25 protein-coding genes are annotated in these 25,072 nt (G+C 69.0%); 11 read left to right on the top strand and 14 right to left on the bottom strand.

Annotated elements, in window-relative coordinates; all coding sequences use genetic code 11:
• Nucleotides 1–1,016: Fe-S cluster assembly protein SufB (sufB, locus tag Q1V88_RS17450; protein WP_300682726.1), on the bottom strand; the 1,016-nt coding region annotated here is incomplete at its 3' end.
• Nucleotides 1,013–1,651 carry a transcriptional regulator gene (locus Q1V88_RS17445; RefSeq protein ID WP_300682724.1) on the bottom strand — a complete coding sequence of 213 codons (639 nt, stop codon included), beginning with the start codon at nucleotides 1,649–1,651 and terminating at the stop codon, nucleotides 1,013–1,015. The genes sufB and Q1V88_RS17445, both read right to left, overlap by 4 nt.
• Before the next feature lie 119 nt (nucleotides 1,652–1,770).
• On the opposite strand from Q1V88_RS17445, the gene Q1V88_RS17440 reads away from it, so the two are divergent.
• From Q1V88_RS17440 to Q1V88_RS17430, 3 genes are read left to right on the top strand one after another with little or no spacing between them, the layout of a single operon-like run.
• Nucleotides 1,771–2,625, top strand: a complete 855-nt coding sequence (locus Q1V88_RS17440) for an ABC transporter ATP-binding protein (protein WP_300682722.1) — start codon at nucleotides 1,771–1,773, stop codon at nucleotides 2,623–2,625.
• The gene (locus Q1V88_RS17435; RefSeq protein WP_300682719.1) at nucleotides 2,622–3,389 is read left to right on the top strand and encodes an ABC transporter permease; all 768 of its coding nucleotides are present in this window, start codon (nucleotides 2,622–2,624) and stop codon (nucleotides 3,387–3,389) included. The genes Q1V88_RS17440 and Q1V88_RS17435 overlap by 4 nt, the downstream gene beginning before the upstream one ends.
• 8 nt (nucleotides 3,390–3,397) lie before the next feature.
• Complete coding sequence (locus Q1V88_RS17430) at nucleotides 3,398–4,264, top strand: COX15/CtaA family protein (protein WP_300682717.1); 867 nt, start codon at nucleotides 3,398–3,400, stop codon at nucleotides 4,262–4,264.
• 77 nt (nucleotides 4,265–4,341) lie between these two features.
• Here Q1V88_RS17430 and Q1V88_RS17425 read toward each other — a convergent pair whose 3' ends face one another.
• On the bottom strand, nucleotides 4,342–5,256 hold the full coding sequence (locus Q1V88_RS17425; protein WP_300682734.1) for a heme o synthase: 915 nt from the start codon (nucleotides 5,254–5,256) through the stop codon (nucleotides 4,342–4,344).
• A 137-nt stretch (nucleotides 5,257–5,393) separates the two neighbouring features.
• Here Q1V88_RS17425 and tkt point away from each other — a divergent pair, with 137 nt between their 5' ends.
• Genes tkt through pgl form a run of 4 tightly spaced genes read left to right on the top strand, consistent with a single transcriptional unit; the run spans nucleotide 5,394 to nucleotide 10,999 of the window.
• Nucleotides 5,394–7,496 (top strand): transketolase, encoded by a 2,103-nt coding sequence (tkt, locus tag Q1V88_RS17420; protein ID WP_300682714.1) that lies wholly within the window; start codon nucleotides 5,394–5,396, stop codon nucleotides 7,494–7,496.
• Entirely contained in the window at nucleotides 7,493–8,599 is a 1,107-nt protein-coding gene (gene tal, locus Q1V88_RS17415) for a transaldolase (RefSeq protein ID WP_300682711.1), read from the top strand. Before tkt ends, tal begins: the two co-directional genes overlap by 4 nt.
• Before the next feature lie 8 nt (nucleotides 8,600–8,607).
• Complete coding sequence (pgi, locus tag Q1V88_RS17410; protein ID WP_300682708.1) at nucleotides 8,608–10,287, top strand: glucose-6-phosphate isomerase; 1,680 nt, start codon at nucleotides 8,608–8,610, stop codon at nucleotides 10,285–10,287.
• Nucleotides 10,274–10,999 carry a 6-phosphogluconolactonase gene (pgl, locus tag Q1V88_RS17405; RefSeq protein ID WP_300682706.1) on the top strand — a complete coding sequence of 242 codons (726 nt, stop codon included), beginning with the start codon at nucleotides 10,274–10,276 and terminating at the stop codon, nucleotides 10,997–10,999. Before pgi ends, pgl begins: the two co-directional genes overlap by 14 nt.
• 25 nt (nucleotides 11,000–11,024) lie before the next feature.
• On the opposite strand, the gene Q1V88_RS17400 is transcribed toward pgl, so the two are convergent.
• Entirely contained in the window at nucleotides 11,025–11,630 is a 606-nt protein-coding gene (locus Q1V88_RS17400; RefSeq protein ID WP_300682704.1) for a hypothetical protein, read from the bottom strand.
• A gap of 74 nt (nucleotides 11,631–11,704) precedes the next feature.
• Nucleotides 11,705–12,259: an RNA polymerase sigma factor gene (locus Q1V88_RS17395; protein WP_300682701.1), complete on the bottom strand. Its 555-nt coding sequence runs from the start codon at nucleotides 12,257–12,259 to the stop codon at nucleotides 11,705–11,707.
• A 25-nt stretch (nucleotides 12,260–12,284) separates the two neighbouring features.
• On the opposite strand from Q1V88_RS17395, the gene Q1V88_RS17390 reads away from it, so the two are divergent.
• The 4 genes from Q1V88_RS17390 to Q1V88_RS17375 all read left to right on the top strand — a co-directional run bounded on the left by Q1V88_RS17390 (nucleotide 12,285) and on the right by Q1V88_RS17375 (nucleotide 16,478).
• Nucleotides 12,285–13,151: a serine/threonine-protein kinase gene (locus Q1V88_RS17390; RefSeq protein WP_300682698.1), complete on the top strand. Its 867-nt coding sequence runs from the start codon at nucleotides 12,285–12,287 to the stop codon at nucleotides 13,149–13,151.
• A gap of 218 nt (nucleotides 13,152–13,369) precedes the next feature.
• Nucleotides 13,370–13,993, top strand: a complete 624-nt coding sequence (locus tag Q1V88_RS17385; protein ID WP_300682695.1) for a hypothetical protein — start codon at nucleotides 13,370–13,372, stop codon at nucleotides 13,991–13,993.
• Nucleotides 13,994–14,003: 10 nt separating this feature from the next.
• Complete coding sequence (locus Q1V88_RS17380) at nucleotides 14,004–14,636, top strand: hypothetical protein (RefSeq protein WP_300682692.1); 633 nt, start codon at nucleotides 14,004–14,006, stop codon at nucleotides 14,634–14,636.
• 117 nt (nucleotides 14,637–14,753) lie between these two features.
• On the top strand, nucleotides 14,754–16,478 hold the full coding sequence (locus Q1V88_RS17375) for a class F sortase (protein WP_300682690.1): 1,725 nt from the start codon (nucleotides 14,754–14,756) through the stop codon (nucleotides 16,476–16,478).
• A gap of 35 nt (nucleotides 16,479–16,513) precedes the next feature.
• Here the strand turns inward: Q1V88_RS17375 and Q1V88_RS17370 are convergent, their stop codons facing one another.
• The 9 genes from Q1V88_RS17370 to uvrC form a co-directional block, all read right to left on the bottom strand.
• Complete coding sequence (locus Q1V88_RS17370; RefSeq protein WP_300682687.1) at nucleotides 16,514–16,873, bottom strand: RNA polymerase-binding protein RbpA; 360 nt, start codon at nucleotides 16,871–16,873, stop codon at nucleotides 16,514–16,516.
• Nucleotides 16,873–17,106, bottom strand: coding sequence for a preprotein translocase subunit SecG (gene secG, locus Q1V88_RS17365; protein WP_300682684.1), 234 nt, complete (start codon nucleotides 17,104–17,106; stop codon nucleotides 16,873–16,875). The genes Q1V88_RS17370 and secG overlap by 1 nt, the downstream gene beginning before the upstream one ends.
• A 30-nt stretch (nucleotides 17,107–17,136) precedes the next feature.
• Nucleotides 17,137–17,946, bottom strand: a complete 810-nt coding sequence (gene tpiA, locus Q1V88_RS17360; protein WP_300682681.1) for a triose-phosphate isomerase — start codon at nucleotides 17,944–17,946, stop codon at nucleotides 17,137–17,139.
• Between the two features lie 2 nt (nucleotides 17,947–17,948).
• On the bottom strand, nucleotides 17,949–19,139 hold the full coding sequence (locus tag Q1V88_RS17355; protein ID WP_300682678.1) for a phosphoglycerate kinase: 1,191 nt from the start codon (nucleotides 19,137–19,139) through the stop codon (nucleotides 17,949–17,951).
• Between the two features lie 3 nt (nucleotides 19,140–19,142).
• Nucleotides 19,143–20,141 carry a type I glyceraldehyde-3-phosphate dehydrogenase gene (gene gap / locus Q1V88_RS17350; protein ID WP_300682675.1) on the bottom strand — a complete coding sequence of 333 codons (999 nt, stop codon included), beginning with the start codon at nucleotides 20,139–20,141 and terminating at the stop codon, nucleotides 19,143–19,145.
• 123 nt (nucleotides 20,142–20,264) lie between these two features.
• Nucleotides 20,265–21,248 carry a DNA-binding protein WhiA gene (whiA, locus tag Q1V88_RS17345; protein WP_300682673.1) on the bottom strand — a complete coding sequence of 328 codons (984 nt, stop codon included), beginning with the start codon at nucleotides 21,246–21,248 and terminating at the stop codon, nucleotides 20,265–20,267.
• On the bottom strand, nucleotides 21,239–22,231 hold the full coding sequence (gene yvcK / locus Q1V88_RS17340; RefSeq protein WP_300682670.1) for a uridine diphosphate-N-acetylglucosamine-binding protein YvcK: 993 nt from the start codon (nucleotides 22,229–22,231) through the stop codon (nucleotides 21,239–21,241). Before yvcK ends, whiA begins: the two co-directional genes overlap by 10 nt.
• Nucleotides 22,224–23,102 (bottom strand): RNase adapter RapZ, encoded by an 879-nt coding sequence (gene rapZ / locus Q1V88_RS17335; protein ID WP_300682668.1) that lies wholly within the window; start codon nucleotides 23,100–23,102, stop codon nucleotides 22,224–22,226. The genes yvcK and rapZ overlap by 8 nt, the downstream gene beginning before the upstream one ends.
• Entirely contained in the window at nucleotides 23,099–25,042 is a 1,944-nt protein-coding gene (gene uvrC / locus Q1V88_RS17330) for an excinuclease ABC subunit UvrC (protein ID WP_300682667.1), read from the bottom strand. The genes rapZ and uvrC overlap by 4 nt, the downstream gene beginning before the upstream one ends.
• Nucleotides 25,043–25,072 lie beyond the last annotated feature (30 nt).

Raw genomic sequence — 25,072 nt, 5'->3', positions numbered from 1 at the left:
CCGGCGTCCTGGTGCTGGCCCTCGCCCGCGAAGGCGATCGACAGCGTCTCGCCCTTGGCGTGCTCGCCGAGCAGGTAGACCGCGGGGTACTTCATGGTCACCTTCGAGCCGATGTTGCCGTCGACCCACTCCATGGTCGCGCCGGCCTCACAGGTGGCCCGCTTGGTCACGAGGTTGTAGACGTTGTTCGACCAGTTCTGGATGGTCGTATAGCGGCAGCGAGCGCCCTTCTTCACGATGATCTCCACGACCGCGGAGTGCAGCGAGTCGGAGGAGTAGATCGGCGCCGTGCAGCCCTCGACGTAGTGGATGTAGGAGCCCTCGTCGGCGATGATCAGCGTCCGCTCGAACTGGCCCATGTTCTCGGTGTTGATCCGGAAGTAGGCCTGGAGCGGGATGTCGACGTGGACGCCCTTGGGCACGTAGATGAAGGAGCCGCCGGACCACACCGAGGTGTTCAGCGCGGAGAACTTGTTGTCGCCGACCGGGATGACGGTGGCGAAGTGCTCCTTGAAGATCTCCTCGTGCTCACGCAGCGCGGTGTCGGTGTCGACGAAGATGACGCCCTTCTCCTCCAGGTCCTCACGGATCTGGTGGTAGACGACCTCGGACTCGTACTGCGCGGCGACACCGGCCACGAGGCGCTGCTTCTCCGCCTCCGGGATGCCGAGCTTGTCGTAGGTGTTCTTGATGTCCTCGGGGAGCTCCTCCCATGAGGTCGCCTGCTTCTCGGTGGAGCGGACGAAGTACTTGATGTTGTCGAAGTCGATCCCCGACAGGTCCGAGCCCCACGTCGGCATCGGCTTGCGGTCGAAGAGCTTGAGGCCCTTCATCCGCAGGTCGAGCATCCACTGCGGCTCGGACTTCTTCGAGCTGATGTCGCGGACGACGTCCTCGTTGAGGCCACGCTTGGCGTTGGCGCCGACGTCGTTCTTGTCCGCCCAGCCGAACTCGTAGCGCCCGATGCCCTCGAGTTCGGGGTTGAGCTCTTCAATCCGGTTATCAACCGAGGTCATGACGTGACCTGCACTTTCTTGTCGGAAGACTGTTGCGGGTTCGGGATGCACGTGGTGCAGACCCCATCGCCGTGGGCGATCGTGGCGAGACGCTGGACGTGGGTGCCGAGGACCTGGCTGATCGCCTCAGTCTCGGCCTCGCACAGCTGCGGGAACTCGTGCGCGACGTGGGACACGGGGCAGTGCTGTTGACACAACTGCTCCCCCACCACCGGCAATTCCCGCACCGACGCGGCATAGCCCTCATCGGAGAAGATCTGCGCGAGCACCTCGGCACGGGACAGGCCGGGGTTGCCCAGGCTGACCGACTCGAAGCGGTCGGCGATGAAGCTCGCCCGCTTCTGGGCGAACGCCTTGATGCCGGCGTCACCCGCGGTCTGGGCGATCCAGCGCAGCGCCTGGGCTGCGAGATCGTCGTACGTCTGCTCGAATCCCTCACGGCCGGTGTCGGTGAGGGCGAAGGCCTTGGCCGGCCGCCCCCGTCCCCGATCGGTCGCGCGGGGCTCGCGCGGCTCAGCCGCACCCTCGGCCACCAGGTGGTCGAGGTGGCGTCGCACTGCCGCCGGCGTCAGGTCCAGGCGCTCAGCGAGCACTGCCGCCGTGGACGGGCCGTCGACGAGCAGAGAGCGCGCCACACGGCGCCTCGTTCCTGCCTCGTCGATTTTCACAACATAAGTGTGCTCTTATTCGCGGCGTCGTTCAACGAAGGGGAGCCTAACCCGGTCACCGGAGGGCCCCTCCTTAGACTGTTCCGGTGCCTGAGCCTGCTGTCGTGGTCGACTCCCTCGTGATGACGTACGGCGACAAGCACGCCGTCCAGGGCCTGAGCCTGACCGTGGAGACCGGGTCGATCACCGCCGTTCTCGGCCCCAACGGTGCCGGGAAGACCACCACCCTGGAGACGTGTGAGGGATATCGCATCCCCCAGGGCGGGAGTGTGCGTGTCCTGGGCCTGGATCCGCAGACCCAGCGCCGCGAGCTGCTCCCCCGGATCGGCGTGATGCTCCAGGGCCAGGGCGCCTGGTCGGGAGCGACGGCGATGGAGATGCTGCGCCACATCTCGCGGCTGCACGCCCATCCGCTCGACATCGCGATGCTGGCCGACCGGCTCGGGCTGCACGAGTGCGGCAAGACGCCGTACCGGCGGCTCTCGGGTGGTCAGCAGCAACGGCTGGGGCTCGCGATGGCGATCGTGGGCCGCCCCGAGCTGGTCTTCGTCGACGAGCCGACGGCGGGCATGGACCCGGCCGCCCGGCGTACCACCTGGGAGCTGCTGCGCGAGCTGCGCGAGGACGGCGTGACCGTCGTCCTGACCACGCACTACCTGGAGGAGGCCGAGCACCTGGCCGACCAGGTCCACATCATCGACCACGGTCGCCTGGTCGCCTCGGGCACGCCCGAAGAGCTCACCCGCGGCTCCTCGGCCACGATCCAGCTCGTCGTCGACCAGGAGCTGTCGACGACCGCGGAGGCCGACATCCGGGCGGTGGTCGCCGAGTGGGGCCGCCGTCACGACGTCGCGGTGGAGTCGATGACCTTCGGTTCCCGCACCTTGGAGGACGTGTTCCTCGAGATCACCGGCCACGGCCTGGAAGGAGGGGCCCGATGAGCGCGGGCACGTTCACCCCACGTCCCGGCGGGGCTCCCCTGCTGCGTCAGGTCCTCACCCAGGCCTCGATGGAGGCCCGGCTGATGCTGCGCAACGGCGAGCAGCTGATGGTCGCCGTCGTGATCCCCGTGATCATCCTGATCGGCGGGGTCAAGGGCGGCCAACACCTCAACCTCAAGGAAGACCACCCGCTGGTCGACATCTTCGTCCCTGGCGTGCTCGCGCTGGCGATCATGTCGACCTCGTTCACCGCACTCGCGATCGCGACCGGCTTCGAGCGGCGCTACGGCGTGATCAAGCGACTCGGCGCCTCACCGCTGTCCCGGCTCGGCCTGCTGACCGGGAAGATCGTCGCGCTGGTCGCGGTGGAGATCCTGCAGCTCTTCATCATCGGCGGCGTCGGGCAGCTGCTCGGCTGGTCGCCCAAGCCCGGCTTCATCGGCTTCCTGCTGGCGATCATCCTGGGCACCGCCGCCTTCGCCGCCCTCGGCCTGTTCATCGCCGGGGCGCTGCGGGCCGAGGCGACGTTGGCCGTGGCGAACCTGGTCTACCTGCTGCTGATGGCCGGTGGTGCTGTCGTACTCCCGGCGCACACGTACGGCGGGTTCGGTGCTGTGACGCACTTCCTGCCCTCAGGAGCCCTCGGCGAAGCGATGCGGGAGACCTTCCTGGATCAGACTGTGGCGTGGGGCGAGCTCGGCGTCCTTGCCGTGTGGGCGGCGCTCGGAGCAGCGCTGACCGCCAAGACCTTCACATGGGAATGAGTGCAGCAGTGCAGAAGTACCTCCGCCCGCTGGCGTGGGCGACCCTGATCGCCAACATCGGGATCATCGTGACCGGCGGCGTCGTCCGCCTCACCGGATCGGGGCTCGGGTGCGACACCTGGCCGCGGTGCAACGGCGAGGACTTCACCCCGCACGCCGAGCTCAACCACCACTCGATCATCGAGTTCGCCAACCGGATGCTGACCTGGGTGCTGGTCGCGATCGCGATCGCCACCGTGGTCGCCGCCTGGCGCACCACCCACCGCCGGCTCACCGTCGCGATCGCCTGCGGCATCCCGGCCCAGGCCGTGATCGGCGGCATCACGGTGCTGGCCGACCTCAACCCCTGGATCGTCTCGCTGCACATGGTCGCCTCGCTGGTGATCGTCTCCTTCGCGGTGCTGCTGCTGTGGCGGATCTACCAGCCCGCCGGCCGCGTGGTCACCGCCACCACGCCGATCAAGGCCCTCACCATCGCCCTGGCTGCCACCACCGCCGCCGTGCTCTACGCCGGCACCGTCGTCACCGGTGCGGGTCCGCACGCCGGTGACGCCGACGCACCGCGCAACGGACTGTCCACCCTCGAGCTGAGCCAGGTGCACGCCGACCTGGTCTGCCTGCTGATCGGCCTGACCATCGGCATCCTGGCGCTGGTGTGGCGCACCGACGCCTGTACGGCGGCCCTCGCCCTGTTCTGCGTCGAGCTGGGCCAGGGCGCGATCGGGTGGATCCAGTACTTCACCGACCTGCCCACCGTGCTGGTCGGCTTCCACATGCTCGGTGCCGGTCTGACCGCGGCCGCCGCGGCGTGGGTGTTCCACGCGGCCCGCACCGCGCAGCCGGTCCACTCCGGCCAGTCCGGCCAGGTGGACTGATCCGCCCACGACGTACCGACGCACGAACGCCCCCGAGAGGAGTCTCGGGGGCGTTCGTGCGTTGCGGAGGTGATCGATCAGCGCGAGATCAGCGGGTCCAGCGCGACGGCCACCATCAGCAGCGAGAGGTACAGGTTGGAGTTGTGGAACAGGCGCATCGGGCGGATCAGGGAGAGGTCCTCGGTGTCGCGGGCCCGACGGGCGAGCTTGTGCGCCTCGACCAGGAAGACACCGCCGAGCACCAGGGCGACCACGACGTAGAAGACGCCCGTGTCGGCCACCGGCCAGAACAGCAGCGACGTGGCGACCATCACCCACGAGTAGAGGACGATCTGGCGCACCACGACCCGGGCCGGCTTGACCACAGGCAGCATCGGCACGTCGACGTTCGCGTAGTCCTCGCGGTAGCGCAGCGCCAGCGCCCAGGTGTGCGGCGGGGTCCAGAAGAACACCACCATGAAGAGCACGACCGGCGCCCAGTCCAGCGAGTTCGTCACGGCCGTCCACCCGATCAGGGTCGGGAAGCAGCCGGCGATCCCGCCCCACACGATGTTCTGCGCCGTGCGGCGCTTGAGCAGCATCGTGTAGATGAAGACGTAGAACGCGTTCGCGGTCACCGAGAGGATCGCCGACAGCGGGTTCACCCACAGCCACAGCACGACCGTCGAGATCACGGCCAGGACGGCACCGAAGACCAGTGCCGACTGGGCCGAGACGATGTGTCGCGGCAGCGCCCGACGGCGGGTCCGGCGCATCTGCTCGTCGATGTCGCGGTCGTACACGCAGTTGAAGACCGAGGCGGACCCGGCCGAGAGCGTGCCGCCGACCACGGTGGCGACGACCAGCCAGAGCCCCGGCACACCGCGGGCGGCGAAGAACATCACGGGCACGGTGGTCAGGAGAAGCAACTCAATGACGCGGGGCTTGGTCAGGCCGACGTACGCCGCGACGACGTCGCGCCATGTGGCCGGTCCGGCAGCCTGCGCATCCACGTCCGTGGCGCCCGCTCCAGAGGGTTGACCTGAAGACAGCGAGGAGTTCACTCCTTCTTCAACGTAGGTCACGGGGTGAGTCTAGACCCGAAGGTGAGTAGGCTCAGAGTTGCCGTTGGACAACCGGAAGGAACCCCGTGACGACCATCCCCCCGCTCGAGTGGACTGACCTTGACAAGAAGGCGGTCGACACCGTGCGTGTCCTCGCCATGGACGCTGTGCAACAAGTCGGTAACGGTCACCCCGGTACCGCCATGAGCCTGGCGCCCGCGGCGTATCTCCTCTTCCAGAAGGTGATGCGGCACAACCCTGCCGATCCCACCTGGATCAACCGGGACCGTTTCGTGCTCTCCATCGGGCACAGCTCGATCACGCTGTACAACCAGCTCTTCCTCGGTGGCTTCGGCCTCGAGCTCGACGACATCAAGGCGCTGCGCACCTGGGGCAGCCTGACCCCGGGTCACCCGGAGTACGGCCACACCAAGGGCGTCGAGGTGACCACCGGCCCGCTCGGCCAGGGCGTCGCGAATGCTGTCGGCATGGCGATGGCGGCCCGTCGCCAGCGCGGCATGTTCGACGCGACCGCCCCCGAGGGCCAGAGCCTCTTCGACCACCACATCTACTGCCTCGCCGGTGACGGCGACCTGCAGGAAGGCGTCAGCGGCGAGGCCTCCTCGATCGCCGGCACCCAGAACCTCGGCAACCTCACCGTCATCTACGACAGCAACCGGATCTCCATCGAGGGCGACACCAACATCGCCTTCACCGAGGATGTCGCGGCCCGCTACGCGGCGTACGGCTGGGACATCCACGAGGTCGACTGGACCCACGGCGGCACCCACTACGAGGAGGACGTCCCGGCGCTGTACGAGGCGATCACCGCCGCGAACGCCGTCAGCGACAAGCCCAGCCTGATCGTGCTCAAGACGATCATCGCCTGGCCCGCCCCGAACGCTCAGGGCACCGAGGCCGCCCACGGCTCGGCCCTGGGCGCCGAGGAGATCAAGCTCACCAAGCAGATCCTCGGGTTCGACCCCGAGCAGCACTTCGAGGTCCCCGCCGACGTGCTCGCCCACACCCGCGAGCTGGTCGCGCGTGGCGCCGCCTACGAGGCTGCCTGGACCGAGCAGTACGAGGCCTGGAAGGTCGCCCACCCCGAGCTGGATGCCCTGCTGGCGCGCACCAGCGAGCTGGCGCTGCCTGAGGGCATCGAGGACGCCCTGCCGGTCTTCGAGGCCGACGCGAAGGGCCTGGCCTCCCGCGCCGCCTCGGGCAAGGTGATCAACGCGATCGCTCCCTTGATGCCCGAGCTGTGGGGCGGCTCGGCCGACCTGGCCGGCTCGAACAACACCACCATCGCCGGCGTGCCGAGTTTCGTGCCGTTCGAGCGCTCCACCCACGAGTGGAACGGCGACCCGCTGGCGGGCCGCGTGCTGCACTTCGGCATCCGCGAGCACGGCATGGGCGCGATCATGAACGGCATCCAGGTGCACGGCAACACCCGTGTCTTCGGTGGCACGTTCTTCACCTTCTCGGACTACATGCGCGGTGCCGTCCGCGTCGCGGCGCTGTCGAAGATCCCGGTGATCTACGTCTGGACGCACGACTCCATCGGCCTGGGTGAGGACGGCCCGACCCACCAGCCCATCGAGCACCTGGCGTCGCTGCGCGCGATGCCCGGCATCGACATCGTCCGTCCCGCCGACGCCAACGAGACCGCCGCCGCGTGGCTCCAGGCGCTGCGCCACACCGATCGCCCGACGGCGCTCATCCTGAGCCGGCAGAACCTGCCCACCTTCCCCCGCGGCGCCGACGGCTTCGCCGGCGTGGAGGGCGTCGCCCAGGGCGGCTACGTGCTGCTCGACACCCCGACCGACTCCGTCGACGTGGTCCTGCTCGCCACCGGCTCCGAGGTCCAGTACGCCGTCACGGCGCGTGAGACCCTGGCTGCCGAGGGCATCGGTGCCCGGGTCGTCTCGATGCCCTGTGTGGAGTGGTTCGAGGAGCAGCCGCAGTCCTACCGCGACGAGGTCCTCCCGCCCAGCGTCAAGGCCCGTGTCTCGATCGAGGCGGGCGTCAAGCAGGGCTGGCGCGAGTTCGTCGGCGACGCCGGCCAGATCATCTCCATCGACCACTTCGGCGCCTCGGCCAGTGCCGGGACTCTCTTCCAGGAGTTCGGCTTCACCGCTGACGCCGTGGTCTCCGCTGCCCATGCAACCCTTTCGGAGGTACGCAAGTGACTGTCAACACCAACCTCAAGGCCCTCGCCGACGCCGGCGTCTCGATCTGGCTCGACGACCTGTCCCGGGAGCGGATCGAGTCGGGCAACCTGGCGCAGATGATCGCCGACAACTCGGTCACCGGTGTCACCACCAACCCCTCGATCTTCCAGGCCGCGATCGGCGGCGGTGCCTCCTACGCCGCCCTGATCAGCGGGCTGGCCGCCGAGGGCAAAGACGTCGACGAGGTGATCTTCGCGCTCACCACCAACGACGTCCGCGACGCCTGTGACATCTTCGCGCCGGTCGCCGCCGCGACCAAGGACGACGGACGGGTCTCGATCGAGGTCGAGCCCACCCTGGCCAACGACACCGAGGCGACGATCGCCTCGGCCAAGGCCCTGTGGGCCTCCGTCGACCGGCCGAACGCCCTGATCAAGATCCCGGCCACGATCGAGGGCCTGCCCGCGATCACCGAGGTGATCGGTGCCGGGATCAGCGTCAACGTCACCCTGATCTTCTCCACCGAGCGCTACCAGGCCGTGATGGACGCCTACCTGGCCGGCCTGGAGAAGGCCCAGGCCGCCGGGATCGACCTGTCCACGATCCGTTCGGTCGCCTCGTTCTTCGTCTCCCGTGTCGACACCGAGATCGACAAGCGGCTCGACGCGATCGGCACTCCCGAGGCGCTCGCGCTGCGCGGCCAGGCCGCGGTGGCCAACGCCCGCCTGGCCTACGCCGCCTTCGAGGCGGTCCACGCCACCGAGCGCTGGCAGGCGCTGGCGGGTGCCGGGGCGAACGCCCAGCGTCCGCTGTGGGCCTCCACCGGGGTGAAGAACCCCGACTACGCCGACACCCTCTACGTCGCCGACCTGGTGGTCGCCGACACCGTCAACACGATGCCGGAGAAGACCATGATGGCCTTCGCCGACCACGGCACCGTGACCGGCGACGAGGTCTCCGGCAAGGCCGCGCAGGCCCAGGCCGTCTTCGACCAGCTGGTCGCCGTCGGGATCGACCTCGACGACGTCTTCACGCTGCTGGAGGACGAGGGCGTCGACAAGTTCAAGGTCTCCTGGAGTGATCTCCAGCAGACCGTGGCCGACGCGCTGCGCCAGGCCTAGGAGTCCCGATGACCCAGCCGCTGCCGATCGACGCAAGCACGACCGACGCCTGGGCACGCCTGTCCGCGATCGCCGAGCGATTCTCTCCGGATCTTCGCTCGGCGCTCGCGGACGAGGAGTGGGTCCGTCGGTCCTCCCTCACCGCCGGTGACCTCTACGTCGACCTGTCGAAGAACCTGGTCACCCCCGAGATCTGGAAGGCGCTGCTCGACCTCGCCGCCGAGGTGAACCTCGAGGCGCGTCGCGATGCGATGTTCTCGGGTGAGCGGATCAACGTCACCGAGGACCGTGCCGTCCTCCACACCGCGCTGCGCCAGCCGGCCGGCGCCGAAGTCGTCCTGGACGGCCACGACGTTGTCCCGGACGTGCACGAGGTGCTGGAGCGGATCTACGCCTTCGCTCGCAAGGTCCGCTCGGGTGAGTGGACCGGCGTCACCGGGCGCCCGATCGCGACCGTGGTCAACATCGGGATCGGTGGCTCCGACCTCGGTCCGGTGATGGCCTACGAGGCGCTCGCGCCGTATCGCCAGGCCGGTCTGACCTGCCGCTTCATCTCCAACATCGACCCGACCGACGTGGCCACGAAGCTGGCCGGTCTCGACCCCGAGACCACCCTCTTCGTGGTCTCCTCCAAGACCTTCGGGACCCTGGAGACGCTCACCAACGCCCGGCTGTGCCGAGCCTGGCTGCTCGAGCAGCTCGGTGGCGACGTCGATGCCGCTGCGGCGGTAGCGAAGCACTTCGTCGCCGTCTCGACGGCCCTGGACAAGGTCGCCGCGTTCGGGATCGACCCGGCCAACGCGTTCGGGTTCTGGGACTGGGTCGGCGGCCGCTACTCGGTCGACTCCGCCATCGGTACGTCGTTGGTGCTTGCGATCGGGCCCGAGGCGTTCGAGGAGTTCCTGGCCGGGTTCCACGCGATCGACACCCACTTCGTCGAGGCTCCGCTGGAGTCCAACGTGCCGGTCCTGATGGGCCTGCTCAACGTGTGGTACTCGAACTTCCTGGACGCCCAGACCCACGCCGTGCTGCCCTACGCGCAGCTGCTGCACCGCTTCCCGGCGTACCTGCAGCAGCTCACGATGGAGTCCAACGGCAAGGGCGTGCGGTGGGACGGCACCTCGGTGACCTCCACCACCGGCGAGATCTTCTGGGGCGAGCCCGGCACCAACGGCCAGCACGCGTTCTACCAGCTGATCCACCAGGGCACCCGGCTGATCCCGGCCGACTTCATCGCGTTCGCCAACCCGTCCTACCCCCTGGTCGACGAGGGCGGCGCCGACGGTCCGGCCGACGTGCACGAGCTGTTCCTGGCGAACTTCTTCGCCCAGACCCGGGCACTGGCGTTCGGCAAGACCGCCGACGAGGTCCGGGCCGAGGGCACGCCGGAGCACATCGTGCCCGCGCGGGTCTTCACCGGGAACCGGCCCACCACGTCGATCATGGCCCCGCAGCTCACCCCGAGCGTGCTGGGTCAGCTGATCGCCCTGTACGAGCACCTGACGTTCGTCCAGGGCATCGTGTGGGGCATCGACAGCTTCGACCAGTGGGGGGTGGAGCTGGGCAAGCAGCTCGCGCTCCAGCTCAGCCCGGCCGTCGGCGGGGACGAGAGCGTGATCGCGGCCCAGGACGGCTCCACGCGTGCCCTGATCGAGTACTACCGAAAGCAGCGTCATGACCTCCCCTGACACCTCCGCCCGGGTGGAGGTCCACGCGGACGCCACCCAGCTCGCCACCGCGGTGGCGGGTGAGTTCGTCAACCGGGTCGCCGACCTCCAGGCCGCCGGCGACGTGCCGCAGGTCTGCCTGACCGGCGGCACCATCGCCGAGGCGATCCACCGCGAGATCGCCCGGCTCGCCGACGACTCCGGGATCGACTGGGGTGCGGTGGACTTCTGGTTCGGCGACGAGCGCTTCGTCGCCGCCGACTCGGCCGACCGCAACGTCGGCCAGGCCCGGGCCGCCTTCCTCGACGAGGTCGGCGTCCCGGCGCACCGGATCCACGAGATGGCCTCCACGGAGGCCGCCACCTCCGTGGACGAGGGCGCGTCGTCGTACGCCGCCAGCGTGCCGTCCCGCTTCGACATCCTGATGCTCGGCGTGGGCCCCGACGGCCACATCGCGTCGCTCTTCCCGGGCTTCGCCCAGCTGGACGAGGAGTCGGCGCTCGCCGTCGGGGTGACGGGCTCCCCCAAGCCCCCGCCGGAGCGGATCACGCTGACCTACCCGGCCCTGCGCCGCGGTGCGTCGATCTGGTTCCTGGTCTCCGGCGAGGCCAAGTCCGGTGCCGTCGCCCAGGCGCTCGGGGGTGCTGACAAGCACGAGATCCCCGCCGCCGGCGTCACCGGTCAGGACGAGACCATCTGGTTCCTCGACCGCGAGGCCGCCTCGCAGCTCTGAGCAGCCTGCTGCGCGGCGGCTCGTCTCAGCAGCCGTCGCGCAGCAGCCCGGGGCGTGCGCCCTGGCTGACCTCGGCGAAGGTGACCATCGAGCTCGTGTTGAGGGTGGCCGAGGTGGCGTCCCCGAAGAGGAATCCGAGCCACTTGTCGCCCTCGTGCACCAGGATGCCGGGCTGTCCGTAGTCGCTGGTGACCTTGATCCGCCCGCTCGGGTAGGCCGCCCTGATCTCGGAGAGTCGGCTGCCGACCCCGACACCGTCGGCGGTCCGGTAGCGCGAGGAGTGGATCCCGATCGCCGAGATCGTGCCTCCGCTGGTGACCAGATCGAGGCCTGCGGTGTTCGGGGCGCTCCAGCGGTAGAAGTCCCCGACGCAGACCGCTCCCCTGCCGGTGTCGCGCTCGACGTAGCCCGTCGCCACCGCGTCGGCGATGCTCATCCCCGCCCGCACCGGCGCCACCGCACCCGGGGTGATCGGACCGGCCAGCGTCGGCGTGGGCTGGGCGCTGGGCGTGCGCGTGGGTGTCGTGGTGGTGCCGTTCCCGGTGCCCTGGACCGTGTCGACGGCGTAGGCGACCCCGACGCCGGCCACCAGGCTGAGACCGACGATGCCTGCTGCGATGCTGCTCTTCATGGTGTCCTCTCCGGGCCCCACGGTGGTGGCCTCACCTTGTCAGATGCAGGCGCGGGCCGGGAGGTTGCCGGTGATCACTGACTTTCTTCACCAGGTTCTTCACCGAGCCGCTCACGCAGGAAGCGCCGTGCGGTGTGGATCCTCGCCTTGACCGTGCCGAGCGGGGCACCGAGGACGTCGGCGATCTCGGCGTAGGGCTGGGCGCCGAGGTCGCGCAGCACGAACGCCTCGACGGCCTCAGGGTGGTGGCGCTCCAGCTCGTCGAGCGCCTCGAGCAGGTCCACCCGGCTGCCGGCGATGACGCTGACCCGGGCCGGGTCCGGGTGCTCGGCCATCTCTTCCCAGCCCTGCTCGTCGGCGCGCCGTCGCAGGGAGCGGTACGTCATCCGGGCCTGGTTGGTGGCGATGGTCCCGACCCAGCCCTCGAACGACCCGGTGCCGGCGTACTGCTGCAGGCGCGAGGCGATCGTCAGGAGCGCCTCCTGGGCCGCCTCCTCGGCGTCTGGGCGGAACGGCAGCACGCGGGCGCACCTGCGTAGCACCAGCGGCTCCACGGCCCGCAGCAGGGCGTCCAGGGCCTCGGCGTCGCCGGTTCGGGCCGCGTCGAGCTGTGTCTGGTCGATCTGCACGCCGCCTCCTCGCGATACTGGACCCATGCAGCACCTGGGACGCTACCGGCTCGACTCCGTGATCGGGGTCGGTGCGTTCGCGACGGTGTGGCGTGCCTACGACGACGATCTCGACGTCGAGGTCGCGGTCAAGGTGCTCGCCGACAACTGGGCGCACCATGCCGACGTCCGCGAGCGGTTCCTCGACGAGGCCCGGATCCTGCGCCAGATCCGCGACCCCCGGGTGGTCCGGGTGCACGACATCGGGGAGTCGGGCGACCGGCCCTACTTCGTGATGGACTTCCTGCCCGGCGGCACCCTGAACGACGCCATCGCCTCGGACCGTACGCCGTCGCGCGCACTGCACCTCGCCGCGGAGGCAGCCCGGGCGGTCCAAGCGCTGCACGACGCAGGGGTGCTGCACCGGGACGTGAAACCCGCGAACCTGCTGCTCGACGCCGACGGCGGCGTCCACGTCAGCGACCTGGGCAGCGCGAAGCGTCTGGCCGAGGCCAGTGGCTACACCGTCGTGACCGGAACTCCCTCCTTCATGGCCCCCGAGCAGGCACTCGGGCAGCCGCTGGACGGTCGTAGCGACGTGTATTCGCTGGGCGTGATGACGTATGAGTTCCTCACCGGCCGGTTGCCCTTCGCGTCGGCGTTGGGCCGGACTGCGTCAGACCGTCCGCCGGCCACCGGTGCGGGCGCGGCGGTCGACCGGTATCTCTCCTCAGCACTCGCGTTGCGGCCCGCTGAACGCCCGGCCTCACCGGGCACCTTCGCCGCAGTTCTGGAAAACCTGTCCGACGGCCACGCGCCCCGACGCGATCTGAACACCCGGGTCGTCCTAGCCGCCTCGACGCTCTCCTTCTCCGCTGCAGCGGGGCTGACCTGGCTGATACTTCACCGTTAACGCCGCCCGGCGACCAATCGCACGTATACGGCGCTGCCTCGGAAACAGCGCTAGACCACCAGAGCAGGATTCTCCAAGGAATTGACAAAACCTTGACAGGCGGCCACTAGACAGGCAAGGTTGAAACATGTTCCAGTCCAAGCGTCAAGGAATTGGCCCGAGTCCCAGTTGCGGCCAGCGCATCCTGCGGAACAGCATCGAACTACTTCGACGTCGGAATGTCTGCCTATCGGGGTGCGGTTTACGGCGTCCAGGCAAACATCGAGACGAACGACCCCGCGCTTTGCAGCCCCTCAGGCGGCAGCCCGAGCTTTAGCACCGCCTGGGCCATGGTCACGCCAGACCAGCCTTATCACTGGGCTCAATCAGGATATGTGGACGTTGGCGCTGTCAACTCAACTTTCACCCACGGCTTTCATTACATGTCGCAATACACCCAGAGTTGCAGACCAACCTGCAGTGGAGTAACAACCGTCATCACCGGATCGCCAGGCACGACCGTCCACACGTACTCGTCCGCGCTGCGCCCGTCCGACAACCGAATCCACATGACAGTCGGGAGTACCAACCTCGACACCGTGAATTACGACGTTCGCAACTACTGGGCGAGCGCGTGGGGCGGTCAATTTGGCGGAGAAACGATGCACACGGAATCCGATGTTCCGGGCACCTCAAGTGACCACACGACATTCGGTCATATCTATAAGGTCGCGTCCGACGGCAGCCTGGACTTCTTCAGCAATCTGGCATTTGCTGAAACCGGAAGCACCCGGTATCACCACAATCTTGGCAACGCAGACTCCGGCGGACTTTTCGTCGACATCTGGACCAATCCGCTCTAAGGGGAACGAAATGAAGAAGAGTAACAGAGCAACAATAGCGGCCATCGCTGTCGCATGCATCGCAGGGCTGACAACTATATCGGTAGCTGATGCCCACAGTTCCGAAATCGGAAATGCGGACCTCTCCACAGAAACTCCGGCGCCTTCATCTTCCGCAAATGTCGACGCCGAGAAGAGTGCATCGAGCACCCCTGTAACGCAAGGCAAACTGGAAACCACTTCGGTTCCCGACCAAGTCATCGAGGCAGTCAGTGACCACGGCATCAGCATGACGCCGGTGGCAACCACCGACGAGCAGGTCGCTGAACTCAAGGTGGCTATCTCCGCCAAGGCGGCCGATGAGGTGGCCAGATCAAACCTCGGCTTTCCTGCCGATCTGGTTGCGGACACGGCAACTCTGGCCACGGTCACGACGGCGAACTACGGGACGGAACTGGAAGCCGACCCCACCAAACCCTCTCGGATTGATCCGGCCATCGACAAGCGCCTGACCTGGGTCCTGACCTATGCCTCAGCCCCCATGCCCCTCCTGGGGAAGGCGGCATTGGAGAGAACCGACGACGGGCCCAGCACCATCGATTCGCAGGTCCTCGTGCTCGTTGATCCATCGAGTGGCGATTTTCTTTACTCCATCGGGTACTAACGCGTCACCAGCCCCACACGCTGCCCTGCCCCGTCCACTACGGCGGCCACAACCTCTGTCCCCAGGCTCGGCAGCGGGCCGGGATCGACGCCCGGACAACGGCGAAGGTTCTGCGCCATGAGACGACTTCTGCTGGGCGCGCGCCTGTTCATCCTCACGCTGATCCTCAGCCTCACCGCATTGCTGATCGGGCCCGCTCGAGCGGCGGTCATCGGTCCGGGGACGCCCCCGGACCATGGCTTCTCCGGGTACGTCGCTCGCAACGGCGCCGCCCTGGGCGTGGCACGGCTGCCCGACGGCACCTGGGGCATCTGCCTCGACACCGGCAAGGCGTGGCGTTGGCCCACGACGACGCCCCACTCCCGACTCCAGACCGATCCGACGATCGGCTACCTGACCTCGGTCTGTCTGACTCCGGCCCGCCGTGATGCAGCACTGGCCGCCGCGCTGTGGTGGGCGGTCGGTGAGCGGCTCAACAGTCACCCCCGGGCCGTGCGAGAGCATCTGCGCCGCATGCGCCGCGAGAGCCCACGGATCGGTCGCCGGGTCGCGGCGCTGCACCAGAGCCTGCTCTCCGACGCGAAGCGCAACGCACCCCCGGCGGGCGGCTACCAGATGGCAGCACCGGCGCTCTCGCGCACCGACCTGTCCGGCATCGGCGTGCGTTCGGGCACCGGCGCCTGGGTGCCCGGTCTCGCCACCACGATCACGCTGACCGGCGGCACCTTCAGCGACGGCCACACCAGCTGGACTGGCGTGACGTCGACCGCCGGGCTCTCGCTCAGCGTGCAGCCCACGGGGCCTGTCACGATCACGGCGACCGTGGCGGTGTCCGGGCTCCCCTCCCCGCAGTTTCGGATCTTCACCCCGCAGCACGCCCACCGCCAACGTGTCGCGACGGCGGCCGCTCCTGCAAGCCTGCACACCGTGGCGTCGGTCGCGTTCGTGCCCGCCCGTCCCCGCGTCTCGACGGCGGTCAACCTGCAGCGCGCCAACGCCGGAGCCACCGTGACCGACCGCGTCGTGGTCTCTGGCACGTCGGGCGAGCGCGGCGCGCCGCCGGTCGTGCTTGAGTGGCAGTTGCTCGGCCCGGTCCGCGCCGACGCGTCGTCGACCTGCCGGGGTGCGAGGTGGAGTGGTGCTCCGCTGCTCACTGCCGGACGGCTGAGCCTGTCGGGCGACAGCACGGTCACCGTCGGCGCCACCCGGGCCGCTCGGGGCGGCTGCTACGGCTATCGAGAGCGCCTGCTCCCCACGGCATACTCCCTCGGCACCGGGTGGACCACCCTGGGGATCGTGCCCGAGACCTCGCTCGTCAGTCCGCCGGTGCCACGGCTCCCCCGTCATCCGGCCGTCGCCTCGGGTGGAGAGTCCAACGGGACCGACGGCGCCCGGGATCGGATAGCCCGGACGCGTGTGACAGCTCCCGCTCTGGGGCTGGATGCCACCATCTCGCGGGTCGACTTCCGGGGCGCGACCCTGACACCTCCGCACGCGATCTCCACCGCCGGACTCTGGCGGCGTGGTGCGGCTCTGGACGACGTCGCCGGCACCACCGTGCTGGTCGGGCACGTCTCGGACAACCACGACCGCCCGGGGGCCTTCCACCGGCTGCTGCGCGCTCGCGTCGGCCAGAACATCACCACCACCATCGGGTCGCGCACGACAACCTGGCGGATCAGCGCGATCTCGCGGGTGGATCGGGACCGTCTGTCACGGGATCCCTTCCTCCAACGCGTGGCACGGCGCCTGGTGCTGATCACCTGCGCGAACCGCGTCACGACCGCCCGCGGAGGGTTCCACTACGCCAAGAACCTCATCGTCGAGGCAGTGCCACGATGATGAGGTTCTTGGAAGGTGCTACGAGCCGCAGGGCCTCAGAAGATGATGTCGCCCGACTTGCGCCGCGAACGGAGCAGCTGGATGGCCTCTTCGAGGATGTCGGCCGCCTCGGCGTCGCTACGACGCTCCTTCACGTACGCGAGGTGCGTCTTGTAGGGCTCGATCTTCGGCGCCGCCGGAGCGTTGTCGGAGTCGAGACCGGCCGGGAGGCCGCACTTCGGGCAGTCCCACGAGTCCGGCGTCGCCGCCTCGACCGCGAAGGTGATGACCGAGCGGTGCTCGTTCGCGCAGTGGTAGGTGATCGCCTTGCGCGGAGCCGCGTCGCCGCGCTCCGCCTCGCCCATCGGGCCAGCGCCGACCCGGCTGCCCCGGATCGCGTTGCCGCCGCCGGCCATCAGTAGGCCTTCAGGAGGCCGAGGGCGATGACACAGGCGAACCAGATCGTGCCGATGCCAATGGTCAGCCGGTCCAGGTTGCGCTCCGCGATCGAGGAGCCACCCAGCGAGCTGGAGACACCGCCACCGAACATGTCGGAGAGGCCGCCGCCCCGCCCCTTGTGGAGCAGGACCAACAGGATCATCAGCACACTGCTGGCGATCAGGATGATGGTGAAGAGCAGTTCAAGCACGATTCGGAATCCTACGTCACTAACGATCGATCAGAGGACAGGCATGGCGTAGTAACGGCAGATTGCTCCGAACTCGTCAGCCTGGAGGCTGGCACCGCCGACCAGCGCACCGTCGACATCGGCCTGAGCCATGATCGAGGCCACGTTGCTCGACTTCACCGAACCACCGTAGAGGACGCGCACGCCGTCGGCAGCGAGATCGCCGAAGGTCGAGCGAATCTGCTCACGAATCGCGCTCGCGACCTCCTGAGCATCCTCGGGGGTGGCGACCTCGCCGGTGCCGATCGCCCAGACGGGCTCGTAGGCCACGACGAGCTCGGCGACCTGCTCCGCGGTGAACCCGGCCAGCCCGCCGGCGACCTGCGTGGTGCAGTGCGCCACGTGCTCGCCGGCCTGACGAACCGCGAGCGGCTCGCCGACGCAGACGATCGGCGTCATGCCCGCAGCGAGGGCGACGTGCGCCTTCTTGTTCACCAGGGCGTCGTCCTCGCCGTGGAACTCACGACGCTCGGAGTGCCCGACCACGACGTAGGAGCAGCCGAGCTTGCTCAGCATCCCCGCCGACACCTCGCCAGTGTAGGCACCGGACTCGTGCACCGAGACGTCCTGGGCGCCGTACCGAATCGAGAGCCGGTCACCGTCGACCAGGGTCTGGACCGAGCGCAGGTCGGTGAACGGCGGCACCACGACGACCTCGGCGAGGTCGTAGTCGTGCTTCTTGTCCGACAGCGTCCACGCGAGCTTCTGCACCAGCACGACGGCCTCGGCGTGGTTGAGGTTCATCTTCCAGTTGCCCGCCATCAGCGGGACGCGACCGGCCTTCTTCGGCTGCTTGGCCATCTTCACGCCTCCAGAACCGTGACGCCGGGCAGTTCCTTGCCCTCGAGGTACTCCAGGGAGGCACCGCCACCGGTGGAGATGTGACCGAACTGGTCATCGGCGAAGCCGAGCGCACGCACCGCTGCCGCCGAGTCGCCGCCACCGACGACGGAGAGCCCGGAGACCTCCGTCAGCGCCTGCGCGACGGCACGGGTGCCCTCGGCGAAGGCAGGCTGCTCGAAGACCCCCATCGGGCCGTTCCAGAAGACCGTCTTGGAGGCGCGGATCGCCGCAGCGAACGCCTCGCCCGACACCGGACCGATGTCCAGGCCGAGCGCGTCGGCCGGGATCTGGTCGGCGGGCACGACGCGCGCCGAGGCCTCGTCGCCGAAGGAGTCGGCGACGACGATGTCGGTCGGCAGGACGATCTCGACGCCGCTGGCCTTCGCGCGCTCCAGGTAGGACAGCACGGTCGGGATCTGGTCCTCCTCCAGGAGGCTCTTGCCGACCTCGTGACCTTGGGCCTTGAGGAAGGTGAAGACCATGCCGCCGCCGATGAGCAGGGTGTCGGCCTTCTCCAGCAGGTTGTCGATCACGCCGAGTTTGTCGGAGACCTTCGATCCGCCCAGGACGACCGCGTACGGCCGCTCCGGGTTGTCGGTGAGCCGACGCAGGACGTCGATCTCGGCCCCGACCAGGGAACCGGCAGCGTGCGGGAGCCGCAGCGCGACGTCGTACACCGACGCCTGCTTGCGGTGCACGACACCGAAGCCGTCGGAGACGAACGCGTCGGCCAGCCCAGCGAGCTGGTCGGCGAACGCACCGCGGACGGTCTCGTCCTTGGAGGTCTCGCCCGCGTTGAAGCGGACGTTCTCCAGCAGGGCGACCTGGCCGTCGGCCAGGCCCGCCACGACGGCCTTCGCGGAGTCACCGACGGTGTCGGTGGCGAAGGCGACGTCGGCGCCCAGCAGCTCGCCCAGACGGGCTGCCACCGGAGCGAGGGAGTACGCCGGATCCGGCGCCCCGTCAGGACGGCCCAGGTGCGCGGTGACGATCACGCGGGCACCGGCGTCAGCCAGCGCCTTGATCGTCGGCACCGAGGCCCGGATCCGGCCGTCATCACCGATGACACCGTTCTTCAGAGGGACATTGAGGTCGCTGCGCACCAGAACGCGCTTGCCGGCGACCTCACCAAGTCCGGCGTACTCCCCCATGAATCAGAGGGTCTTGCCGATGTAGTCGATCAGGTCGGCGAGGCGGTTGGAGTAGCCCCACTCGTTGTCGTACCACGACGCGACCTTGACCTGGTTGCCGATCACCTTGGTGAGCGGGGCGTCGAAGATCGACGAGGCCGAGTCGGTCACGATGTCGGAGGAGACGATCGGGTCCGTGGAGTACTTCAGGATCTTGCCGTCGGCGGCCGCCTTGACGATCGCGTTGACCTCCTCGACGGTGGTCTCGCGCGAGGCCTCGAAGGAGAGGTCGGTCAGCGAGCCGGTCGGGGTGGGAACGCGCAGCGCGTAGCCGTCGAGCTTGCCCTTGAGCTCGGGCAGGACCAGGCCGATGGCCTTGGCGGCACCGGTCGAGGTGGGGACGATGTTGATCGCGGCGGCACGGGCGCGACGCAGGTCCTTGTGGATGTTGTCCTGCAGGTTCTGGTCGGCGGTGTACGCGTGCACCGTCGTCATCAGACCCTTCTCGATGCCCAGACCCTCGTGCAGGGCCTTGGCGATCGGGCCGAGGCAGTTGGTGGTGCACGACGCGTTGGAGATCACCGAGTGCGCGGCCGGGTCGTAGATGCCCTCGTTGACGCCCATCACGATGGTGGCGTCCTCGTTGGAGGCCGGCGCGGAGATGATGACCTTCTTGGCGCCACCGTTGTCGATGTGGGCGCGGGCCTTGGTGGCGTCGGTGAAGAAGCCGGTGGACTCGACGACGACGTCGACGCCGACCGAGGACCAGGGCAGGTTGGCGGGGTCGCGCTCGGCGAACGCCTTGATCACCTGGTCGCCGACCTTGATCTCGCCGTCGGTGGCGGTCACGTCAGCGTCGAGCACACCCAGGATCGAGTCGTACTTGAGCAGGTGCGCGAGAACGGCGTTGTCGGAGAGGTCGTTCACGGCCACGATCTCGATGTCGAGGCCGGACTGGCGCACGGCCCGGAAGAAGTTACGACCAATGCGGCCGAAGCCGTTGATACCTACGCGAACAGTCACAGCAATGAGCTCCTGCTAGTTGGAACGGACACGCAGACCCTACCGGCCCCGGACCAGCGCTCGGCCGTCCGGGGAGGCACCGTCTCGTGTTGGAGCGATCCAACCAGTGTGACGTAGGACTCGTCAGTCGTCGACGAGCATGTCGGGGGTCAGCGACGCCTCGGTGTCGGGGATCCCCAGGTCCTCGGCGCGCTTGTCCGCCATCGCCAGCAGACGCCGGATCCGGCCCGCGATCGCGTCCTTGGTGAGCACCGGATCGTGCAGCTGCCCGAGCTCCTCCAGGGAGGCCTGCTTGTGCTCCAGACGCAGCGATCCGGCCTGGCGCAGGTGGTCGGGGACCTCGTCGGCGAGGATCTCCAGGGCCCGCTCCACGCGGGCTCCGGCGGCGACGGCCGCGCGGGCCGAGCGGCGCAGGTTGGCGTCGTCGAAGTTCGCCAGCCGGTTGGCGGTGGCCCGGACCTCGCGCCGCAGGCGGCGCTCCTCCCAGGCGAGCAGGGTCTCGTGCGCACCCAGCCGCGTCAGCAGTACGCCGATCGCGTCACCGTCACGGATCACGACCCGGTCCACGCCGCGGACCTCGCGGGCCTTGGCCTGGATGCCCAGTCGACGGGCGACGCCGACCAGGGCGAGTGCCGCCTCCGAACCGGGGCAGGTCACCTCCAGGGAGGACGAGCGTCCGGGCTCGGTGAGCGAGCCGTGCGCGAGGAAGGCCCCACGCCAGGCCGACTCGGCGTCGCAGACACCACCGGCGATGACCGCCGGGGGGAGGCCGCGGACGGGTCGGTTGCGCTGGTCGAGCAGACCGGTCTGGCGGGCGAACGCCTCACCGTCGCGGGTCACCCGCACGATGTAGCGACTGCCCTTGCGCAGGCCGTTGCTCTGCACCACGGTCACCTCGGCGGCATGGCCGTAGACGTCGGCGATGTTCCCCTTGAGCCGTCGGGCCGCAGCACCGGTGTCGACCTCGGCCTCGATCACGATCCGACCGTTGACGATGTGCAGTCCCCCGGCGAAACGCAGGATCGAGGCCACCTCGGCCTTGCGGCAGCAGGTCTTGGTGACCTGGGTGGCCGCAAGCTCTGCCTTCACCTGTGCCGTCATCGCCATGTCGTCGATGATTCCACGTGAGTCAACAACCCCCGAAACGCAGAGGCCAACTTGATCGGATCGTGATGCGCGGTGCCGTCGCCGACGGCCACGTCGGTCAGCAGCAGGGTCGCGCCCGCTGCCTCGACCGCCTCGCGCAGCTCGTCCAGATCGTCGCCGACGGCCGAGACGTCGGCGATCACGGTGTCGACGTTGAGCTCGGGTGAGTGCTCCAGCAGCACCGCGAGATGGTCGGCCGGGCCGAAGCCGGGCGTCTCCCCGGCCTGCTCGTCGAGGTTGAGCACGACCGCCACCCGGGCGTCGGTGGCGACCAGGGCGTCGTGCAGCGCGGGCACCAGCAGGTGCGGGATCACCGAGGTGAACCAGGAGCCCGGGCCCAGCACCACCCAGTCAGCCTCAGCGATCGCGGCCAGCGCCTCCGGCGCTGCCGGAGGATCGACCGGCTCCAGGGCGATCGAGTCGATCACTCCCCCGGTGGTCGCGACCTGCACCTGCCCGCGGACGGTGGTGAGCAGGTTCGGGTCGGCGGCGTCGAGGCCGCGGACCTGGGCGGTGATCTCCATCGGCTCCAGGGCCATCGGGAGCACGCGGCCCTTGGCGCCGAGCAGCCGGCCGACCCAGTCCAGGGCGCTGACGTGGTCCCCGAGCAGCTCCCACAGACCGACGATGAGCAGGTTGCCGAGGCTGTGGCCGTTCATCTCGCCGTCGCCGGCGAAGCGGTGCTGCATCACCTGGGCCCAGGTCTGTCCCCAGTCGTCCTTGCCGCACAGTGCCGCCAGCGCCATCCGCAGGTCGCCGGGCGGGAGCACGTCGAACTCCTGCCGGAGCCGCCCCGAGGAGCCCCCGTTGTCGGCCACCGTCACGACGGCGGTGAGGTCGTCGACCGTCAGGTCGTCCACGAGCAGCCGCAGGGCCGACAGCGTGGCGTGCAGACCGTGACCGCCCCCGAACGCCACGACGCCCTGGGCGCGGTCGTCACTCACGTCCGAGGTCCCGGTGGATGGCTCGTGCCCGCAGTCCGGCCGCGCTGAGCCGTCGTACGATCTCCTCGGCCATCGCGACCGAGCGGTGCTTGCCGCCGGTGCAGCCGATCGCGACCCGCATGAACCGCTTGCCCTCACGGACATAGCCCTCGGCGACGCCTTCGAGGACCGGCACGTAGCCGTCCAGGAACTGCGCCGCGCCGGGGGCCGCATAGACGTAGTCGGCCACCGCCGGGTTGTCCCTGCCGTTGCCGTTGCGCAGCTCGGGCACCCAGAACGGGTTCGGCAGGAAACGCATGTCGGCGACGAAGTCGGCGTCGATCGGGATGCCGTACTTGAACCCGAAGCTGACCACGGAGACCTTGAGCCGGGTGGAGTCGTCGGTGCCGAACGCGTCGGCGATCCGGTCGGTGAGCTGGTGCACGTTGAGGGAGGACGTGTCGATCACGAGCTCGGCCATCGAGCGCAGGTCGGCCAGGGCGGCACGCTCACGGACCAGGCCGTCGAGCAGCCGGTCGGCGCCCTGGAGCGGGTGCGGTCGGCGCGCGGCCTCCTGCCGGCGGACGAGCACCTCGTCGCTGGCGTCGAGGAAGACCATCGTCGTACGTCGACCCAGCAGGCCCCGGCCGAGCTCGTCGCGCAGCTCCTCGAAGAACGACCCCGTGCGTACGTCGATCACGACGGCGACCCGCTGGTGGACCCCGCGACTGCGATCGACCAGCCGGATCACCTCGGGCAGCAGCGAGGGTGGCAGGTTGTCGACCACGAAGTAGCCGAGGTCCTCCAGCTCCTTGGCCGCGGTGCTGCGGCCCGCCCCGGTCATGCCGGTGACGATGACCAGCTCACCCGAGCTCGGCGTCGTCTCGCTCATGTGCCCTCCTGTACTTCACCGGTGGCCGTGTTCACGACCATCCCCGGTCCATTCTTGTCGACGGCGTCCTTGATCGCAGCCGCGATCACCGGCCCGATGCCGGGGACCTCCGCGATCTGCTCCACCGTGGCGGCGCGCAGCTTCTTCAGGGAGCCGAAGTGCTTGAGCAGCGTCTTGCGCCGCACCTCCCCCAGCCCCGAGACGTCGTCGAGGAGTGACTCGACCATCGATTTCGAGCGCCGGTTGCGGTGGTGGGTGATGGCGAAGCGGTGCGCCTCGTCGCGCAGCCGCTGGAGCAGGTAGAGCCCCTCGGAGTTGCGCGGCAGGATCACCGGGTCCTCCTCGCCGGGCACCCAGACCTCCTCCAGGCGCTTGGCCAGTCCGCAGACCGGGACGTCGTCGATGCCGAGCTCGTCCAGCGCTCGCACCGCGGCGGCGACCTGGGGCGCGCCACCGTCGACGACGACCAGCCCCGGCGAGTAGGCGAACTTCCCGGGGCGTCCGGTGTCGGGGTCGATCTCGGTGGCGTTGGCCTGGTCGTCGAGGAGCCGCTTGAACCGGCGGGTGATCACCTCGTGCATGGCCCGGACGTCGTCGGAACCGTCCTGACCCTTGATGATGAAGCGGCGGTACTCCGACTTGCGGGCCAGTCCGTCCTCGAAGACGACCATCGAGGCGACGATCTCGGTGCCCTGGAGGTGCGAGATGTCGTAGCACTCCATCCGCAGCGGGGCGTCGGGCAGATCGAGGGCCTGCTCGATCTCCTCCATCGCCTTGGACCGGGTGGTGAGGTCGGAGGCACGCCGGGTCTTGTGCAGGATCAGGCCCTGCTTGGCGTTGCGTTCGACCGTCTCCAGCAGGGTGCGCTTGTCGCCGCGCTGCGGCACCTTGACGGTGACGCGGGCGCCGCGGATCTCGCTGAGCAGCTCCTCGACGGCCTCGACGTCGGCCGGCAGCGTCGGCACCAGGATCTCGCGCGGGATCGCTTCGCGCTCATCGGCGTCGGTGCCGCCGTACAGCTGGAGGAGGAAGTCCTCGACCAGGGTGTCGGTGTCGCCCTCCTCGACCCGGTCGGCGACCCAGCCTCGCTGGCCGCGGATCCGGCCGCCGCGGACGTGGAAGATCTGGAAGGCGACCTCGAGCGGGTCCTCGGCCAGCGCGATCACGTCGGCATCGGCGCCGTCGCCCAGGACGACGGCCTGCTTCTCCAGTGCTCGGTCGATCGCGGCGAGGTCGTCACGCAGCCGGGCGGCGCGCTCGAACTCGAGCTCCTCGCTGGCGGCGAGCATCTCGCGCTGCAGCCGGCGCTGGATGGTGGTGGTGCGGCCGGCGACGAAGTCGCAGAAGTCGTTGACGATCTCGCGGTGGTCCTCGGGGCTGATGTTGCCCACGCACGGTGCACTGCACTTGTCGATGTAGCCGAGCAGGCACGGCCTGCCGACCTGCTGGCTGCGCTTGAAGACGCCGTTGCTGCACGAACGCATCGGGAAGACCCGCAGCAGGGCGTCGACCGTCTCGCGGATCGCCCAGGCGTGGGAGTAGGGCCCGAAGTACTTGGTGCCCTTGCGCTTGGCGCCGCGGCCCACCATCACCCGCGGGATCTCGTCGCCGACGGTGACGGCCAGCCACGGATAGGACTTGTCGTCGCGGAACATCACGTTGAACCGCGGGTCGAACTCCTTGATCCAGGTCCACTCCAGCTGGAGCGCCTCGACCTCGGTGTTGACCACCGTCCACTCGACGCTCGCGGCGGTGGTGACCATCGTCGCGGTGCGCGGGTGCAGGTTGGCCAGGTCCTGGAAGTAGTTCGAGAGCCGGGCGCGGAGGTTCTTCGCCTTGCCGACGTAGATCACGCGGCCCTGGGGGTCGCGGAACTTGTAGACCCCGGGCTGGGTGGGAATCTCCCCCGACTTCGGGCGATACGTACGGGGGTCCGACACCCCGTCAGTCTAGCGGCGAGGAGGTCACCA

It is taken from the genome of Nocardioides sp. (assembly GCF_030150155.1).
Lineage (GTDB): Bacteria > Actinomycetota > Actinomycetes > Propionibacteriales > Nocardioidaceae > Nocardioides.
The sequence above is the reverse complement of the archived record's forward strand: the minus strand, read 5'-3'. Positions and strand labels throughout refer to the sequence as shown.